This is a genomic window from Ruegeria sp. AB6 (genome assembly GCF_056542685.1).
Genome location: NZ_JBQGAD010000004.1, coordinates 45,969 through 63,794 on the forward strand (window position 1 = coordinate 45,969; position 17,826 = coordinate 63,794).

Genomic DNA, 17,826 nt, shown 5'->3' on the forward strand with positions numbered 1-17,826 from the left:
CCCATGCGCCCTGATCTGGCCGGAGCTGAAGGCTACATTCGCAACACCTGGTATGTCGCCGGACGGTCTGAAGATTTTGGTCGCAACCTGACCGCCCTGCGTATGTTGGACGAAGAGATTGTCATCTACCGCGACACCGTTGGCAAAGCCATCGCGCTGGAAGATGCCTGCCCACACCGCAAACTGCCCCTGTCCCAAGGGACAATCGAGGGCGACCACGTGGTTTGCGGCTATCACGGGCTGACCTTCGGCTGTGGCGGCGAATGCGTCAGTGCGCCGACCCAGTTGGATAACCCCCCGCGCCGCGCCGCAGTGCATGCCTATCCGGCCGAGGATCGCTGGGGCTTTCTGTGGCTGTGGATGGGCAACCCGGAGCAGGCCAGCACAGATGACATCATCGACATCCCCAATTTCGACAACCCGGACTGGGGTAAAACCCAAAAGGGCGCGATGGAAATGGCGTGTCACTACCTTTATATTATCGACAACCTGCTTGACCCCAGCCATGTGGCCTGGGTGCACCTGACCTCATTCGCCGGGGCCGGAACCGACAACCGCCCGCTGGATCTGGAGGAAACACAAGACGGAGTCATCGTCTCGCGCTGGATCGCGGATGAGCCCGCGCCGCCATATTACGCTCCAATCTTGCCCTTTGGCCCAAGCTGTGACCGCAAGCAGCACTACGAATGCCGCCTGCCCGCGACGGCGATTAATATGTCCGTCTATACTCCAACGGGCGAGGGCGGGGCGGACCGGCCCTTTTCAGCAAACGCGTTTGTCAATATTTCGTACAACTTCATCACGCCGGTCGATGGTGAGAACTCACGCTATTTCTGGTTCCAGCATCGCAACATGCATGCGGATGACGCGGCCATGTCTCAGCGTATGTTTGACGGTGCAGTCATGGCGTTCAACGAGGACAAAGAGGTGCTGGAACATGTCCAGACCGGCATGGCGCGCCGTAAGACAGGGTATATCAATCTGGGGCTGGACGCAGGCGCCATGCGGTTCCGGGCCCGTGTCGCCAAACTGATCGCCGGGGAAGAGGCCGCGCGACTAGCCGGCTGACAACCGGCCGTTCGGGCCTTGACCGACCTGTTGCGCAGGGACGTCGAACACGGCCCGGATGCTGGGATAGGCCTCAAGAATATCGGAGCCGCCCTCAATCAGCTCAGGCCGGAATACGCCGTGCTCCCACACGGCCACGCCGTCGACGCGGATTGTGGGATCCAGCACGTTCAGGCAGATCTCACCCGGCGCATAGTTTCCGCAGGTATGAAAATGCATCAAACGGGGGTTGCCAAAGGCCGAGCCGCTCCAGCGTTCGTAATTCTCATGCGCGAGGGTGGGGTAGGCGCAGCCAGGGTGAATGCCTGCGTGCCAGGAATGCATTGTCATCGGGTCTAGGTCGAACATCTGGCCGACCTTCTCGTAGTGCATCTGCGCGCAATGCACGTCCATTGGATGGCCCGAGAAGCCCGTTAACCTGTTGTCTTCAAACGCGACCGCAAGCGGTTCCTGCAAATCGCAGCCATATGGTTCGTAGAATTTCGACCCGGTCCCGACCAGAAACCCATCCTGTATGACCACGCCCGAAAACCCCGCCGAAGGTACCGGCGCAAAGACCGACATTGGAAAGCGGGTCACGCTGACATCCGCCGCACTGGCGGTCGGGAATGCAGCGCCCGGTCCGCAGAAATCGGTGCCAAGCGGGCAGGTGACATGAATGTGCGTCGCATCCGCCAGCGCTGTGTTCACCGCATTCTTGAGCGTGACAAACCCCGCATAATCGGCCGAGCCATATCCCGATCCCAACATCTCGACATCCAGCGCATAGGACATGATCGGCCGGATATTCGAAATCTCGGGATTAAAGCGAAGCTGATCACCCGTGCGCGACAGGAACAATGTGCGATCGGCTGCCTTCATTTCAGCCACGACGGACTGCGGCAATCGCGCTTCCATCGGGTCAAAGGGTATGGTTTGCACCGACGCCCTGACGCCGTTCTGACGGGCGCATTCCACAATAACATCAGCGATCTCGGAATCGTAATAGGCGTAGTCGGGGTCTTCGCGCAGCACAAGAAGGTGGTCGCCTGACGACAGCCCGGCGCAGTTGAACAACAGGTTTTCAGCGCCCGCTTTCTGGTTCGGACGAATCATGATGGTGGCTCCTGCGCGATTTCACAGTGCAGACTATCCCGCTCACGATCCTGTGATCTAGCAAAAATGACTTTGCAGGAAAAATATCTGCTGACACCCGCGTTGCCTTCGCCCATAACCTGAGGTCGTTCTAGACAGGAGGCCCCGGCATGAGCGCTTGGATCGAAATGGTTTCGGATGATCAGGCCGAAGGCCGGTTGAAAGAGCTTTTGGACAAGGCTCGCACCCCGCATGGCACGGTCGACACCGTCATGCGCGTCCATTCCCTGCGGCCCGAAACGATGAACGGGCATGTCACGCTGTACCGCTCGGTCCTGCATTCCGACGACAACCAGCTGCCGTTTTGGTTTCTTGAGATTGTGGCCAGCTATACTTCGATACTGAACGATTGCACCTATTCGCTGACCCATCACTTCATGAATGTGCGCAACCTGTTGAAAGACCAACCCCGCAGCGACCGCATCTTTACTGCCCTGAAGGCGCACCGCCCCGAGGATGAGTTCGAGGGCAAAGAACTGGCGTTGCTGCGATACGCGGGCAAATTGACCACCGATGTCGGCCGAATGGTGAAGTCGGACTTTGAGGCTTTGAAAATCGCAGGTTGCTCTGACGGAGAGATCCTCGAGGTCAATCAGGTCTGCGCCTATTTCAACTATTCCAACAGATTGCTCAACGGGCTTGGTGCAACGACCGAGAATGATGTCATCGGCTACTACAAGGCCGATGAGTAACCACTATAGGGGCCGCGCAACGCGCCCCTTGGACAGCAACGAACTAAAACCACGAGGCGACAATGCACATCAAACCGTTCGGCGTTGAAATGTGGATGAACGAGTTCGAGACAACTTGCGAGCTCAACCTGGCCGAAACCTGTGTGGAATCCATCACGTTGGGCGAGTTGTTTGAGATGTCTGGTCAACACAACAGCATTCTGAATGACCTGTCGGCGATGAAGATGTCCTATGGCGCAATCGAAGGGTCGGATCGGTTGCGCGATGCAATCAGCGGCATGTACGAAACCCTGAACCGTGACAATATCCTGACCACCCATGGCACCATCGGTGCCAATGCACTGGTACATCAAACGCTGGTGTCGCGTGGGGATCACGTGATTTCGGTCATTCCGACCTATCAGCAGCATTATTCGATACCCAAAAGCATTGGCGCAGACATCCAACTGTTGCACCTGCGGTCAGAAAACGCGTTCCTGCCCGACCTGGACGAGCTGCGCGCGATGATCCGCCCAGATACGCGGTTGATTGCGATCAATAACCCCAACAATCCAACCGGTGCGCTGATGGATCGTGCGTTGCTGGACCAAATCGTGGATATCGCCCGAAGCGTGGACGCCTGGCTGCTATGTGATGAGGTGTATCGCGGCACCGACCAGACAGGCGGCGGGTTTACCGCATCGGTCGCGGATATCTACGAAAAGGGGATCAGCACAGCCAGCACCTCAAAGACGTTTTCATTGGCGGGGCTGCGCGTGGGCTGGATTGCCGGACCAAAAGACATGCTGAACCAGGTGATGATCCATCGCGACTATAACACCATCTCGGTCGGTGTCGTGGACGAGTTTCTGGCCGCAATCGCGCTGGAAAACCGTGACAAGATACTGGCCCGCAGCCAAAGGATCACGCGCGAGAACCTTCAGATTGTAAAGGACTGGATCGCGTCGGAACCTCTGTTGAGCTGGGTCGAGCCTATGTCCGGCACCACCGCGCTGCTAAAATACGATCTGCCGATGACATCGCGCGATCTATGCGTCGCGCTATTGCAAGAAGAAGGCGTGATGCTGACCCCAGGCAGCGCGCTGGAAATGGAAGGCTGGCTGCGGCTGGGCTATACTAATCCGGCGGCAGATCTAAAGCTGGGGCTGGAACGTTTTTCGGGTTTCCTTACTCGTCATCGAGCCCACACAAGCAGCTGAAAACAAAAGCCAAGGGCATAGCTTGTGTGTTTGCTTGCGGTCCGAAAGCGGCTGAACAAAGGCCACTTCAAGTTATCGAATAAGTCTTTAGTTGTTGAAGCAATCCAAAACAATGGGGTTCCCGTCCACATCTACAGCGCCCACATCAAATTTGATTTGAGGTGCGATTCGGGGGCGCGTGAAGGCAATCGAGGCGTATCTGCTTGGCGAGATGATAAAATCACCCAGCAAAGGAGTGTAGTCCAAAAAAGACTCGGTCATCAGCATCGTGTCGCCTTGCGCGAATAACGGAATGCGACTTGCGTACAAGTCTATTTCGTCATTTGTCAGGTCCAACAGCCCGTCAGTGGATTCGGACCAACAGAACTCCAGCACCCGTTGCGATTCATCCGCGCAATTTTCGGTACATTCGACCGTCGATATGCGTAGCTCGGTTGGATAGCCGTTATCAGTCAGGAACCTGAAGACACTGTCCATCCCGTCGAAATAGTTGGCATCAATAAAACTGTCTTCACGGCTAACCATGTCGGATACCGTATAGGTCGCCTTCGACTGGATATAAGACACCCGGATCGCGTCCTGGACCACAAGGCCGCCAGAGGTCAGTAGAATCAAAAATGGAAGCACCATCCCCATTTCCACAAGTGCTGCGCCGCTTGTGTCATCTTTAAAGCGGAGGATTGCACAATGAATAGCGCGGGCATGTGTCTTGAGTTTGGAAAACATCAGAAGGGCTCGTTCACAAAGGCAGATTTTGAAACAAGGGCGAAATTGCCGAACTCATCATAGCGTGGCAAAGACCGCAAAGCGTCCATCGGGGGAAACAGAGAGCGCTGGATCAAACAGGCGCGTGCAATCATCAACTGATTTTCGATACCTGCCGTGAAATCAATCGGCGGCATATAGCCGTCCTCGGGAGTCGTATCCAGGCAATTGGTTTGACCCAGATCCAGATTCCAAACCGATCTTTCAACTTCGCGCACCTGCAACAACAGGCTTTCCGAGCAATCCCAGAGAATGATCCGGGCCAGCGTTTTGGCACACATCGCATCTTTGACGCTGTCGTGGTCTGGGTTGGGGATCAGACCCAGTCGCAATTCGCGAAATGTCTGGTCGGTTACCCGATCGAGAGAGATCTGCCGCATCTTCAGATGGGCAAACTCAAGCGTCAGAAAGAGCATCAGCAAAAGCAATGGCAGACAGAGCGCGTATTCGACCAGGACTGCACCATCTTCGTTTTTGCGCCAGGCCCGGATGCGCTGAAAAAAGGTCCCGCTTGCACGCCCGTGCGTTGCCGCAGAAGGGGTGGGGATTTTTGCGAAATTCATCATGATTCAAACACTCCAACTCAACTACTGCGTAAGGCGCAGGCGGTTGATTTGACGCGCAATCGATTGAAACGCCGAGTCGATGTCCAAGCTATTTACGTCATAGAAAAAGGCGGGGGACGAAGCGCAATCCAGCAAAGTTGCGTCACCCTGGGCATAGGTATCCATACCAATGGTAAAGATAGTGATGCCGTTATCTTTCGCTGCCTGACAGATTGCCGACGTGCGCGGGTTTTTCGAGGTGTTTACCGTTTGGTCGATAATCCGGTTGTAGTGGCCGACAGCGCTCCTGCGTCTGTCAACTCTGGCGAGAACAAGCTCGGCAAATCTGTATACCGGGAATTGGGCCCATACCTCTGGCCAAGTCAATTGAACCAGCGTTCCGTTCGGTCGGCTCACCCACCGGGCTGTAGATATTTCGAAAAAATCGTTGCGGGTTCTGGGGCGGTTCTGGAAATAATAGAACCTGTTTGTTCCACGTACCTGGACCACAGGTGAATTACCGGTCCTAAACGGCGGCTTGACGTCATAGCTCTGCGTGTTTTCTCCATCCGACATGACGATCAGATACTTGACTGTCTCATCGCTGGTGAATTCGTCGGGGACACCGCGCACGGCCGGACCAGACAGATATTCAAACCCCGGCTCAGTCGACAGAGATGACAAAACCGGTCGCAACGTAGGGTCCAACAAAGCGGCCCCCCATTTCGTCGCCATTTCAATCGAGGTAAAGCCGCCCGGCTGCATTGCTCTGATGCGCGCTTTCAAGACTTCGGGGTCTTCTGACCACGGTACAATGTCACGGGTCGCCGAGTCTGTGGGGCAGGCGACCGTGCCACTGGTGACCGAACGAGCCCCCGTGCTTGGAGCATGATGCGCTGTCCGGTTCAAAAAATCCGTCGTTGAAATCGCCGTGGTCTGATAATCAACCTCGTCGCTGAACGTCACGCAATGGGACAGGTTGTGCTCTGCCGTAGCCGAGAAATTGCTCAACAGAGCTTCGCCAACCGAAACCTGTGTCGCAAAGGGTACGAGCGATATCGTTGTTCGCCCCGGCTGTCCAGGTCTGGGTTGCACCGCATCAACAAAAGCCTGAGCAGCAGGGATCAAAAGATCCATCCGAGACGGCGTTGACGCTGGGCCGGACGTCGCGCCCGGTGCCCAAGACATTGATCCTGAGTTGTCCAGCGCCACGGCAATTTCCAAATCCTGACGCGATTCCGTAGCGGCGCCGGCGACGGACACATCCCAAGCTTCGTTGCCGACAACACGGGACAGGTATGCCGGGAGACGTTCACTGGCTTCGATCGATACGGTTCTCTCCGCAATGCCGCTGACAACAGTTACGTTATCCAGATTGTCTGCCAAACCTGCCTTGGCGAAAAAATCTTCGACCAAATCCTCGGGATCGAGCGTTTGCTCCAAATCAGCTGCCGCCAGGCTGGCTGCATCGGTTGTGTTTTGCAGCTTAACCCGTGTGTCCTCGGTCAGCGCTAATTCGAAGGCATATCCGATGAAGGCCATCATCGGGATGACCATTATCGCAACCAGAACCAAAACACCGCCTCTAGTGTCGCGCCGAAACCGCTCAGGCAGGCCACCGGAATTCATTAGATCGCAGTGTGGTTTCTTGTGTGAAGGTGCTCTGTTTTGCCCTTCGTTCAAATCCTCAAAACTCATACCCATCTGAACAACTCATTAAGTGTTGGAACCGTTGAAACGTCGAAAAACAAACAGAACTTTACACCAAAATGAACCAATGATGAACCCAAAATGAACAAATTCCGACAAGATTTGGCCACAATCGTTAATTTGAAATAGTCGTTGAGGTAGACGCAAGGTTGCTGGAACCTTGTTTGCGCTTGGTAGCAGGTCAACACTCAGGTTTATAAAATGGCCTTTTAATCATGATGTTACGCCGGGTTGCACGCGATTGGAGAAGCTTTTCCCAAAAAGACTCCGCAGCCTTTTGGCCACGAAGCAAACTACCAGCGCAGATGTGGTGGTTTTGTTGTGCCCTGACTCTCAAACCTTTGAAATTCAGCTGATTACTCCGGATTTCGGCGACGATAGGGCTGTGGCGGCTGCATTGTTTGCAAGAATCAAAGCAATGTTGCCTCTGAGCCAGTCGTATCAAGCGTGAAACCGGAAGTACGCATTGGATCGTTTGTCCAATAGCAGGCAGATCGCCGACGGTTAGATCACTGCGCCAAGGTCACTTGTTTGAGCCCGTCGAAAATTTCAGATTTGGCAGTATCACTTAGACAGGGAACCGACAGGGCCACGTCAAAATCTGCGTGGTCTACATCGTCTATTTTGCCGTTTTCAGAAATTTCGTTGCCCAATTCGGTCAGGATAGTCTGACCTAACCGCAGCAATTCAGGACGGATATCAGCCACAAGATCAGGCGGGTTTGGTGCTGGAGAGTCGCCGCTTTGCCACTGGCTGAGCCAGCACCGCTGGATAGCCTTTGCTGCTTCGATCTGAGCGCGAAAAAACATCTGGACACTGGGGCCGGCCAGACCGGCCTGTTGGGAAGCTTCCACAGCGGCTTGCAGAACCACCGCTTCACGCGCGAGGTCTTCCACGTCGACCTCGTTTCGATACTTCCACGCGGCGACACCCTTCATCCATGACAGACGGTCGTTGATGGAATTAAACAGCGCATCCGTATCTGCGCGCGGCTGCGCAGAAGTCACCAAAAGCATGCAGACAAAAAGGCTAAAAGTCCCAATAGATTGTTTTAGCATGATCTCTGATCGTTATTTGGGGCGCCGCCGGTGCCGCAGAACTTGCGACTGTTCATAGTTTGTTTAGCCCAATGCGTTGTTGCGAACCACAAGAGTTGCGGACAGTGTCGTTCAGGGGCGGTTCTCTAAGATCGTTTTGATCAAAGGTTGCAGGTGTTTTTCGTACCGGCGCCACTTCTCTTTAGACGTCGCATAGAGAGGCTGACGCACCTGCTGCACGCTGGCGGTGCGGACCCGGCGTTTGCCGGTATAGAATTCAAGGCAACTTTCTGACCAGTCCAACCCGCAATAGTCGATGAGCCCGCGCGCGACTGTGTCGATATCATCCACTAGCGCCTCATACCGGATCGTATGAAAGGCACCTTGCGGCAACACCGTCTGCCAATGCCTCATCAACCGCGTGTAGGCGTTGTAGTAACGCCCCAACTCGACTTGGTCATAGCTGTGCAACTGGCTGCGTTCGAACAGGCGTGTGTAGCAGGACAGGCAGATATCCAGCGGGTCGCGGGTAACGTGAATGATCCGGGCATTGGGCATTAACGCATGGATCAGGCCCACCAGTTGGAAATTCGCTGGCATCTTGTCGACCACATGGGGCGTTTCACCGCCCAGACGGGACAGAATGGCCACGTAGTCTTCGGCGCGGCGTGTCAGATCGGCACCCGACAGACCGCCAAGAGCGTGCGTTACGTTGTTGCGCCCGTCAGGCAGCGCACCAAAGAGCTGTTGCAGATCATTCAACTCTCCCGCCCCGACCACCAGCGGGTGGGCGTCCAGAATGGATTCCGTCAGCGTGGTGCCCGACCGAGGCATTCCCAGCACGAAAATCGGTTTCGCGCTAGTAACGCCATGGCGGCGAAGCTGTGCGATCCGGTCGGTTGTAAAGGTAGCAATCAGATCGTCGGTCAGCTTGTCCGTCTCAGTCGCGTCGTAGGAGATCAAAGACCGCTTCAACTGCGCGCCCGCCTCGAATTGCGCAAAGGCCTCGTCATAACGTTGTAGCTTCTCGTAGCATTCCCCCATCGCAAACCGATACGAGACCGCCTTTTGCGGCAACATCTCGGCGGCCTTTGTCAAAGCCGCCTCCAAGGCTTGAAACACCGGACTATCCTCGGTGATCTTGTCCAGCCGCGCCAAGGCGATTTGCGCGCTTAGCGGATCATCCGAGGTTTCGGCGGCGGCGGTGAACGCATCCCGCGCCGCGTCGAAGTCGCCCTGTTCCATCGCCAAATGCCCCAGCGCCAACTGGCTGGAGGTCATGTCCGGCTTGATCGCAAGCGCTTTGGTATAAAGCGCACGTGCGCTATCCTCGTCCCCCAAATGCGCTTGGACCAAAGCCATCTGATGGCAAGCCACCGCGCTTTCGGGGTCCAGTTTCAAGGCTTGTTCTGCCTCGATCAACGCCAGTTTGGGGTGGTTCTTTTCAAACAGAACCTGCGACAAACCCACGTAGCTTTCTGTCTTTGCCCCATCCAAAGAGATGGCGGCGCGAAAGGCTTTCTCGGCCTCATCCAAATCGCATTCCAACAGCGCGATACGGCCAAAATTGCGGCGCAGCTCTGCATCGCGCGGAGAAATTTTGGCATGCGCTTCGGCCACAGAGCGGGCGGCGGCCACATCTTCAAGCTCAATCAGGACCGAGATCAGGTTATTGGCAGTCTCGGACGAGGCCGGTTGAAGCCGAAGCGCCTGACGGTAAAGTTGGGCTGCCTTGGCGCGGTCCCCTTGATCACGGGCGATGCTGCCCAGATTGTTCAAAGCCCTATCCAAATCAGGAGACAGAGCCAACGCCCGTTCTTGTGCGGCGCGGGCTTTCTCAAGGTCTTCAAGGTCATAATAAACCAGACCGAGGTTGGACTGCGCCGCCGCATGCCCCGGCTCCAGACGGACTGCCTGTTCCCCGGCAGCGCGGGCCTGATCCAATTGCCCTGCACTCCGCAGAATTTCTGTGTAGTTGGCAAGGTATTGAACGCTGTCAGGGCGCAACTGAACCGCGCGCTGAACCGCCTGTATGGCTGCATCGGTTTTTCCGGTCTGGAACGCGATCAGGCCCAATATGTGATGCGCGTCTGCATGTTTGGGGGTGGCGGCAATGATTTTGGATAAAAGCGGCGCGGCCTGTGCCAGCGCACCCTTCTGGTACTGCGCCATAGCCAGCGAAAACGCCTCCTGTACCGAGATCTGCTGACCCTGCGCAGCCATGATGCTCCTCCTCTGACACGGTGCCCGGTTGTTCGGGTCCGGGCTGGTGTTGGAAAGGTGGTAGAGCATTCCCGACAACGCGTCCATCCGCAAGCCACGGCAGGTAAGGGGTCGCTATAGGCGATGATGACGTTTTCGTGTGATCAACGGCATAGACCCACGGCAGTTTCAATTTTAGCATGGGGTAGAAATTTACAGAAAAGGTGAAATGCAATGTTCCCAGACCGTAAATCCATCCTCCCGCTTCTTGTGATCGCATCGACCGCCATCGCGGGGACCGTTCAGGCAGACGACACCGATACCGAAAAGATGTCATTCTTCATCACCAGCGTCGGGAAAGGGGATGGTGCCAATCTTGGCGGTCTGGAAGGGGCCGACGCCCATTGCAACGCATTGGCGGCCGCCGCCGGTTCATCCAAGACATGGGCGGCATATCTGAGCACAAGCATGATGATCGACCGCAGCACCGACCCGATGACCATCACCAACGGTATATCGGCGCGGGACCGGATCGGGACTGGCCCGTGGTATAATGCCAAGGGGGAAATGATTGCGCAGGATGTCGACAGCCTGCATTCGGACGCGGTCAATATCAGCCTGCAAACCGCGCTGGATGAAAACGGCAATCCGGTGAACGGGCGGGGCAGCAAGCCCAACCGGCATGACATTCTGACCGGCTCGGACAGTGCGGGGCATTTCTCGACCTCGGGTGGAGACAGCACATGCAGCAACTGGACCAGCAACAGCCCCGACGGATCGGCCATTGTCGGGCATCATGATCGCGTTGGGCTGAACGATGCGCGCAACATGGTGTCGTGGAATTCGTCCCACGGCTCGCGCGGGTGTGGCGAGGGCGATCTGCCCCGGTCTGGTGGCGCTGGCCTGTTCTATTGCTTCGCGGTCGAATAGCCTGATCCTGAAAACGTGACCGCAGCGCATGGGGCAGGGGTGTTAGAGTTCTCGTGACCGAGTTGGGAGAATTCCATGACCAGACTGCTTCTTGCGTTTGCAGCCCTTTTTCTTGCCACCAGCGCCGCGTTTGCCGAAACCGTGCGGTTCAAGGCGGCGGACGGAGTTGTTGTCACCGCCGATTTTCAAAAGCCCGGTGCCGCCTATGACACCGTCCTTGTCCTTTATCACATGGCCGGGGCCAGCCGGGGCGAATATGGTGATATTGCCAAGCGGCTGAACGAACTTGGCTATGCAACGCTGGCCGTCGATCAACGCTCGGGTGGCAAGTTCAACGGCGTAAAGAACGAAACCGCCGCCAAGGCAGGCGGCAACGTGGCATACACCGAAGCGATCCCCGACATGCAGGCTGCGTCAGCCTGGGCGCGTAAGAACGCGGGCGCGCGTCATGTCGGAGTTCTCGGGTCCTCGTATTCCGCGGGTTTGGTTCTTGTCCTCGCCGCGCAGGATCGCAAATTCGCCGATGCTGTCATGGCCTTTTCGCCGGGTGAGTATTTCGGTGGCAAGACCTATGTCACCAAACGGCTGGGTGATTTAAAAGATCCGGTCTTTTTGACCTCGGCCCGGAATGAGGCCGGTCAGTGGAAGCCCTTCGCCTCCAAAATCGCCGGTCCCGTCACCGGGTTTCAACCAGACGGGCGGGGTCGGCACGGGGCGTCGGCTCTCGTCAGTGCGGATGGGGCCGAATACTGGGCGGCACTAACCGCTTTTCTAGCCACGCACCTACCGGCAAAGGGAGGGAGTTGAGCGCATACCGCTCAACTTCTTTTTGACCTCGCTGCCCGGGTCTTAGTGACGTTTCTTGGGCGGGATCAGATCTGTGATCGTACCCTCGAACATCTCGGCGGCAAAGTTCACCGTCTCACTGAGCGTCGGGTGCGGGTGGATCGTGTGGCCCAGATCGACTGCGTCTGCACCCATCTCGATGGCCAGCGCGGTTTCGGCGATAAGATCACCTGCATTGGTGCCCACGATACATGCCCCCACGACGCGCTGATCTTCGGGATTGAACAGCAGCTTGGTGATGCCTTCGGACCGGCCATTGGAGAGGGATTTGCCGGATGCAGCCCAAGGGAACACGCCTCTTTCGACCTTGATCCCTTTGGCCTTGGCCTCGGTCTCGGTCAACCCGCACCATGCCACCTCGGGATCGGTATAAGCGACCGAGGGGATCAGCTTGGCGTCGAAGAACCGTTTGTGACCGGCGGCCACTTCTGCGGCGACCTTACCTTCGTGCACGGCCTTGTGTGCCAGCATGGGCTGGCCGACCAGATCACCGATGGCGAAAATATGCGGCACGCCTGTGCGCTGCTGGTTGTCCACGGCGATGAAGCCACGTTCATCCACCGCAACACCCGCCTTTTCGGCGTCGATCAGCTTGCCATTGGGTTTGCGACCCACGGCGACCAGAACCTTGTCGAACGTGTCGGTGAAGCTTTCGCCCTTGTCATCCTCGAACGTGACCTTGAGGCCCTTTTTCAAGGGCTCAATCGCGGTCACTTTGGTCTTGAGGAAGATGTTCTCATACCGGCCCTTGATGCGGTTCATCAGGGGTTTGACGATATCCTTGTCGGCACCGGGGATGATCTGATCCATCAGTTCAACCACGGTGATGTTCGACCCCAAAGCGTCATAGACACAGGCCATTTCCAGACCGATGATACCGCCGCCCAGAACCAGCATCCGCTTGGGCACATCCGCCAGTTCCAACGCCCCGGTCGAGTCGATCACGCGGTCGTCGTCATGCGGGATGAAAGGCAATTCAACAGGTTCAGAGCCCGCAGCGATGATGCATTGGTCGAACGAGACGGTGGTCATGCCATCATCGCCCACAACTTCGATCATGTTCGGGCCCGAGAAGCGGCCATAGCCGCGCACGATCTGAACCTTGCGGCCTTTGGACAGACCGTCCAGACCGCCGGTCAGCTTGCCAACAACGCTGTCTTTGAAGGCACGCAGCTCGTCCAGGTCGATCTTGGGCTTTCCGAAGCTAACCCCGTGTGCGCCCATCTCTTCGGCTTCGGTGATAACCTTGGCCACGTGCAGCAGCGCCTTCGAAGGGATACAGCCCACGTTCAGGCAGACGCCGCCCAGTGTCGGGTTGCGTTCGATCATGACCACCTTTTTGCCCAGATCGGCGGCACGGAAAGCGGCGGTGTAACCACCGGGGCCAGAGCCCAGCACAACTACCTCGGCATGCACATCGCCTTGACCGGTCGCCGTGCCGGTGGCGGCCACGGCCTGCGGCGCGGCGGGTGCCTCTACCGGAGCAGCTTCGGGCGCGGCCCCATCGGCTGCTTCCAATGTCAGGATCAGCGCACCTTCCGAGACGTTATCGCCTTCGGACACGGCAATCGAGACCACTTTGCCTGCGGCGGGGGAGGGGACCTCCATCGTGGCCTTGTCGGATTCCAGCTCGATCAGTGGGTCCTCGGCGGCGACGGTGTCGCCGACCGAGACAAGAATGCTGATCACGGGCACATCGGAGAAATCACCGATATCGGGTACTTTGACGTCCATCTGATCTCTCCTTACCACATCAGCTTGCGCATATCGCCCAACAGCGTCTTGAGCGTCACGCAGAAGCGCGCGGCCAAGGCGCCATCGACGGCCCGGTGGTCATAGCTGAGCGACATTGGCTGCATCAGGCGCGGCACAAATTCCTCGCCATTCCAGACCGGCGCCATTTTCGAGCGGGTCAGGCCCAGGATAGCCACCTCGGGTGCGTTGACGATGGGGGTAAAATGCGTGCCGCCGATACCGCCCAGCGACGAGATCGTAAAGGTCGCGCCCTGCATGTCGTTTGACTTCAGCTCACCTGCGCGGGCCTTGCCGGACAGCTCCATCAGGTCCTTGGAAATCTCGACAATCCCCTTGCGGTCCGCATCCTTGATGACCGGAACCACCAGCCCGTTGGGTGTGTCAGCCGCAAAACCGATATTGTAGTAGGATTTGCGGATCAGCTTATCGCCATCGGGATGGATGGACGAGTTGAATTCCCAATGCTGTTTCAACGCACTTACCGAGGCTTTGACGACAAAGCTGAGCAGAGTAACGCGATAGCCTTCTTCCTTGGCCATCGTATCCATTTCCTTGCGGTACTTGTCCAGATCGGTGATGTCCGCTTCGTCATTATGCGTCACATGCGGGATGTTCAACCAGGACCGGTGCAGGGCAGGGCCCGACAGCTTTTTGATCCGCGGCATTTCCACATCTTCCACGGGGCCGAATTTCGAGAAATCGACAACGGGGATCGGCGGGATGCCCATGCCGCCCGCCGCACCGACAGCAGCCGGGGCCGCCGCGGTTGAGGTTTTCAGGAACTTGGTGACGTCTTCGCGCAGGATGCGACCCTTACGGCCCGAGCCGTTGACCTTGGACAGGTCGATATCCAACTGGCGTGCAAAGGCGCGCACCGATGGCGAGGCGTGGGCCTTGCCGAACCCACCATCCACAACGGGTGCGGGTGCCGGGGCAGCAGGTGCTGCGGCCGGGGCCGGAGCGGCCGCAGAGGCGGGGGCTGCCTCAGCCGGGGCAGCCGGGGCCCCTTCACCTTCCAGCAGCAGGATCAGCGCGCCTTCAGACACGTTGTCGCCCTCGGCCACTTTGATTTCCTTGACGACACCAGCGGCCGGGGAGGGAACCTCCATCGTTGCCTTATCGCTTTCCAACTCGATCAGCGGGTCTTCGGCGGCGATGGTGTCACCGACCGAAACCAAAATGCTGATGACGGGAACGTCCGAGAAATCCCCGATATCCGGGACTGTTACTTCGATTGCCATGTCTATGTCTCCTCGTGCCCCGTGGCCTTAAACCAACCGGGGGTTCGGCTTGTCGCCGTCAATTTCATATGTCTTGAGCGCTTTCTCGAGCTCGGCCTTGGTCACAGCACCTTCGCGGTACAGATCGACCATGGCCGCCGCCGCGATGTGGTTGGCGTCGACCTCGAAGAACCGGCGCAGGTTCACCCGGCTGTCCGAGCGGCCATAGCCATCCGTGCCCAGCACGGTGTAGCGGCCCGGCACAAAGGCGCGGATCTGCTCGGCGTAGTTCTTCATATAGTCGGTGGCCGCAATGATCGGGCCTTTGGCTTTAGACAACTGCTCAGTCACATACGGAACACGTTCTTCGGCCAGCGGGTCCAGGCGGTTCGCGCGCGCCGCGTCCTGACCATCGCGGGCCAGTTCGTTGAACGAGGTTGCAGACCAGATATCCGAGGTCACGCCGAAATCTTTCTTCAGCATCTCGGCGGCTTTCATCGCCTGCACCAGAATGGTGCCCGAGCCCATCAGATTGACGTGCTTCTTGCCCGGCTTTTTGACCTCCTGGAACCGGTAGAGCCCCTTGATGATGCCTTCTTCAGCGCCCATCGGCATATCGGGATGGGCATAGTTTTCGTTCATCAGGGTCAGGTAGAAATAGATATCCTCCTGATTGCCATACATCCGTTGCAGGCCGTTCTGGATGATCACCGCGACCTCATAGCTGAAGGTCGGGTCATAGGTGATGCAGTTCGGAATGGTGCCCGCAAGGATATGGCTGTGCCCATCCTCGTGCTGCAAACCTTCGCCGTTCAACGTGGTCCGACCGGCAGTGCCGCCCAGCATGAAGCCCCGCGCGCGGCTGTCGCCTGCGGCCCAGGCCAGATCGCCAATCCGCTGGAACCCGAACATCGAGTAGTAGATGAAGAACGGGATCATCGCCACGCCGTGGTTGGAATAGGACGTCGCCGCCGCAATCCAGTCGGCCATGGCTCCGGCCTCATTGATACCCTCTTGCAGGACCTGACCGTTGGTCGTTTCCTTGTAGAACATCATCTGATCGGCATCTTCGGGGGTATAGTTCTGACCCGCTGGATTATAGATGCCCACGGAACGGAACAGCCCCTCCATCCCGAAAGTGCGGCTTTCATCCGGCACGATCGGAACCACGTTCTTGCCGATCCCTTTGTCACGCAGCAGCGTGGTCAAGATGCGGACAAAGGCCATGGTGGTCGAAATCTCACGATCGCCGGTGCCCTTGAGCTGCGCTTCGAACTTGGACAGGTCCGGGATATCCAGCGCAGGTGCGGTGCTGTCGCGTTTGGGGAACTCACCTCCAAGCGCTTTGCGCCGGTCTGCGAGATACGCCTTTTGTGCATTGTTCAGCGACACGAACGGCGCGTTTGGCAGATCTTCGTCGCTGACCGGGATCTGGAACCGGTCGCGGAAGGCGCGCAGTTGATCTTCGGCCAGTTTCTTTTGCTGGTGTGTGGTGTTCTGACCTTCGCCAGCCGAGCCCATGCCATAGCCTTTAACGGTTTTCACCAACAGGCAGGTTGGCGTGCCCTCATTCTCGGTTGCGCGTTTGAACGCGGTAAAGACTTTCTCAGGGTCGTGTCCGCCCCGACGCAGCGCCCAAATCTGATCGTCGGTCCAGTCTTCGACCAGCGCCGCGGTTTCGGGGTACTTGCCAAAGAAATGTTCGCGGATATAAGCGCCGTCCTTGGATTTGAAGGTCTGGTAGTCTCCATCGACCGTCTCATCCATCAGCTGGCGAAGACGACCGGTGGTGTCTTTCTCCAAAAGCTGATCCCAGCCTTTGCCCCAGAGCAGTTTAATCACGTTCCAGCCTGCGCCGCGGAAATCACCCTCAAGCTCTTGCACGATCTTGCCGTTGCCGCGCACCGGGCCGTCCAAGCGTTGCAGATTGCAGTTGATGACAAAGATAAGGTTGTCCAGCCCTTCGCGCACGGCCAGATCAATAGCGCCCCGGCTTTCGGGTTCGTCCATTTCACCATCACCTAGGAAACACCACACTTTGCGGTCGGCCATGTCGATATGGCCCCGGTTGTGCATGTATTTCATGAACCGCGCCTGATAGATCGCCATTAACGGGCCCAGACCCATCGAAACGGTTGGGAACTGCCAGTAATCGGGCATCAGCCACGGGTGTGGATAGCTGGACAGACCTCCTCCGCTGACTTCCGAGCGGAAGTTTTCCAACTGCTCTTCGCTGATGCGGCCTTCCATGAAGGACCGGGCATAGATGCCGGGGATCACGTGGCCCTGAAAGAACACCAGATCGCCGCCATGGATCGCTGATTTCGAGCGCCAAAAGTGGTTCAGGCCAATGTCATACATGACCGCCGACGACGCGAATGAGGCGATGTGGCCACCATATTCGCTGCTGACCTTGTTGCGCCGCACCACGGTGGCCATCGCGTTCCAGCGGTTGATCGTGCGAATGCGCCATTCCATGTCCTGATCGCCGGGAAAGGCATACTGATCATCGACAGGAATGGTGTTCTGATAGGGCGTCGTTGCCGAAAACGGCAGGGTCGCCCCAGCAGCGCGCGCCTTTTGCACCGCTTTGTCCAGCAGGAAATGCGCGCGATTGGCGCCATCCCGTTCGATGACGTCTTCGATGGCGTCCTGCCACTCCTGAGACTCGATTGGGTCGATGTCGGGTTCAAGGTCTTTCATATGGCAGGGTCCTTTCTTGT

Annotated in this window: 14 protein-coding genes; 5 read left to right on the top strand and 9 right to left on the bottom strand. The window is 57.4% G+C overall.

Annotation, left to right across the window (positions count from 1 at the left end):
- The first annotated feature begins 3 nt into the window (after positions 1-3).
- Entirely contained in the window at positions 4-1,068 is a 1,065-nt protein-coding gene (locus tag ACR0DB_RS10190; protein ID WP_480550581.1) for an aromatic ring-hydroxylating dioxygenase subunit alpha, read from the top strand.
- On the opposite strand, the gene ACR0DB_RS10195 is transcribed toward ACR0DB_RS10190, so the two are convergent.
- Positions 1,057-2,163, bottom strand: coding sequence for a hypothetical protein (locus ACR0DB_RS10195; RefSeq protein WP_480550583.1), 1,107 nt, complete (start codon positions 2,161-2,163; stop codon positions 1,057-1,059). The genes ACR0DB_RS10190 and ACR0DB_RS10195 overlap by 12 nt on opposite strands.
- A gap of 149 nt (positions 2,164-2,312) precedes the next feature.
- Here ACR0DB_RS10195 and ACR0DB_RS10200 point away from each other — a divergent pair, with 149 nt between their 5' ends.
- Positions 2,313-2,894, top strand: coding sequence for a carboxymuconolactone decarboxylase family protein (locus ACR0DB_RS10200; protein WP_480550585.1), 582 nt, complete (start codon positions 2,313-2,315; stop codon positions 2,892-2,894).
- Between the two features lie 62 nt (positions 2,895-2,956).
- Positions 2,957-4,093, top strand: coding sequence for an aminotransferase (locus ACR0DB_RS10205; protein ID WP_480550587.1), 1,137 nt, complete (start codon positions 2,957-2,959; stop codon positions 4,091-4,093).
- Between the two features lie 87 nt (positions 4,094-4,180).
- Here ACR0DB_RS10205 and ACR0DB_RS10210 read toward each other — a convergent pair whose 3' ends face one another.
- The 5 genes from ACR0DB_RS10210 to ACR0DB_RS10230 all read right to left on the bottom strand — a co-directional run bounded on the left by ACR0DB_RS10210 (position 4,181) and on the right by ACR0DB_RS10230 (position 10,373).
- Entirely contained in the window at positions 4,181-4,819 is a 639-nt protein-coding gene (locus tag ACR0DB_RS10210) for a TadE/TadG family type IV pilus assembly protein (protein WP_170772167.1), read from the bottom strand.
- Entirely contained in the window at positions 4,819-5,424 is a 606-nt protein-coding gene (locus ACR0DB_RS10215; RefSeq protein ID WP_480550589.1) for a TadE/TadG family type IV pilus assembly protein, read from the bottom strand. The genes ACR0DB_RS10210 and ACR0DB_RS10215 overlap by 1 nt, the downstream gene beginning before the upstream one ends.
- Positions 5,425-5,445: 21 nt before the next feature.
- Positions 5,446-7,107, bottom strand: a complete 1,662-nt coding sequence (locus ACR0DB_RS10220; protein WP_480550591.1) for a TadE/TadG family type IV pilus assembly protein — start codon at positions 7,105-7,107, stop codon at positions 5,446-5,448.
- A gap of 515 nt (positions 7,108-7,622) precedes the next feature.
- Positions 7,623-8,120: a gamma subclass chorismate mutase AroQ gene (gene aroQ, locus ACR0DB_RS10225; RefSeq protein ID WP_480550593.1), complete on the bottom strand. Its 498-nt coding sequence runs from the start codon at positions 8,118-8,120 to the stop codon at positions 7,623-7,625.
- 162 nt (positions 8,121-8,282) lie between these two features.
- The gene (locus ACR0DB_RS10230) at positions 8,283-10,373 is read right to left on the bottom strand and encodes a tetratricopeptide repeat-containing sulfotransferase family protein (RefSeq protein WP_480550595.1); all 2,091 of its coding nucleotides are present in this window, start codon (positions 10,371-10,373) and stop codon (positions 8,283-8,285) included.
- Between the two features lie 213 nt (positions 10,374-10,586).
- On the opposite strand from ACR0DB_RS10230, the gene ACR0DB_RS10235 reads away from it, so the two are divergent.
- Both ACR0DB_RS10235 and ACR0DB_RS10240 read left to right on the top strand, forming a co-directional pair.
- Entirely contained in the window at positions 10,587-11,282 is a 696-nt protein-coding gene (locus ACR0DB_RS10235; protein WP_480550597.1) for a hypothetical protein, read from the top strand.
- 75 nt (positions 11,283-11,357) lie between these two features.
- A complete protein-coding gene (locus ACR0DB_RS10240; RefSeq protein WP_480550599.1) occupies positions 11,358-12,089 on the top strand; it encodes a CocE/NonD family hydrolase in 732 nt (243 codons plus the stop codon).
- 42 nt (positions 12,090-12,131) lie between these two features.
- On the opposite strand, the gene lpdA is transcribed toward ACR0DB_RS10240, so the two are convergent.
- From lpdA to aceE, 3 genes are read right to left on the bottom strand one after another with little or no spacing between them, the layout of a single operon-like run.
- Positions 12,132-13,862 carry a dihydrolipoyl dehydrogenase gene (gene lpdA / locus ACR0DB_RS10245; RefSeq protein ID WP_480550601.1) on the bottom strand — a complete coding sequence of 577 codons (1,731 nt, stop codon included), beginning with the start codon at positions 13,860-13,862 and terminating at the stop codon, positions 12,132-12,134.
- Positions 13,863-13,873: 11 nt separating this feature from the next.
- Entirely contained in the window at positions 13,874-15,124 is a 1,251-nt protein-coding gene (gene aceF / locus ACR0DB_RS10250) for a dihydrolipoyllysine-residue acetyltransferase (protein WP_480550603.1), read from the bottom strand.
- A 27-nt stretch (positions 15,125-15,151) separates the two neighbouring features.
- The gene (aceE, locus tag ACR0DB_RS10255) at positions 15,152-17,806 is read right to left on the bottom strand and encodes a pyruvate dehydrogenase (acetyl-transferring), homodimeric type (RefSeq protein WP_170783497.1); all 2,655 of its coding nucleotides are present in this window, start codon (positions 17,804-17,806) and stop codon (positions 15,152-15,154) included.
- Positions 17,807-17,826: the final 20 nt, after the last annotated feature.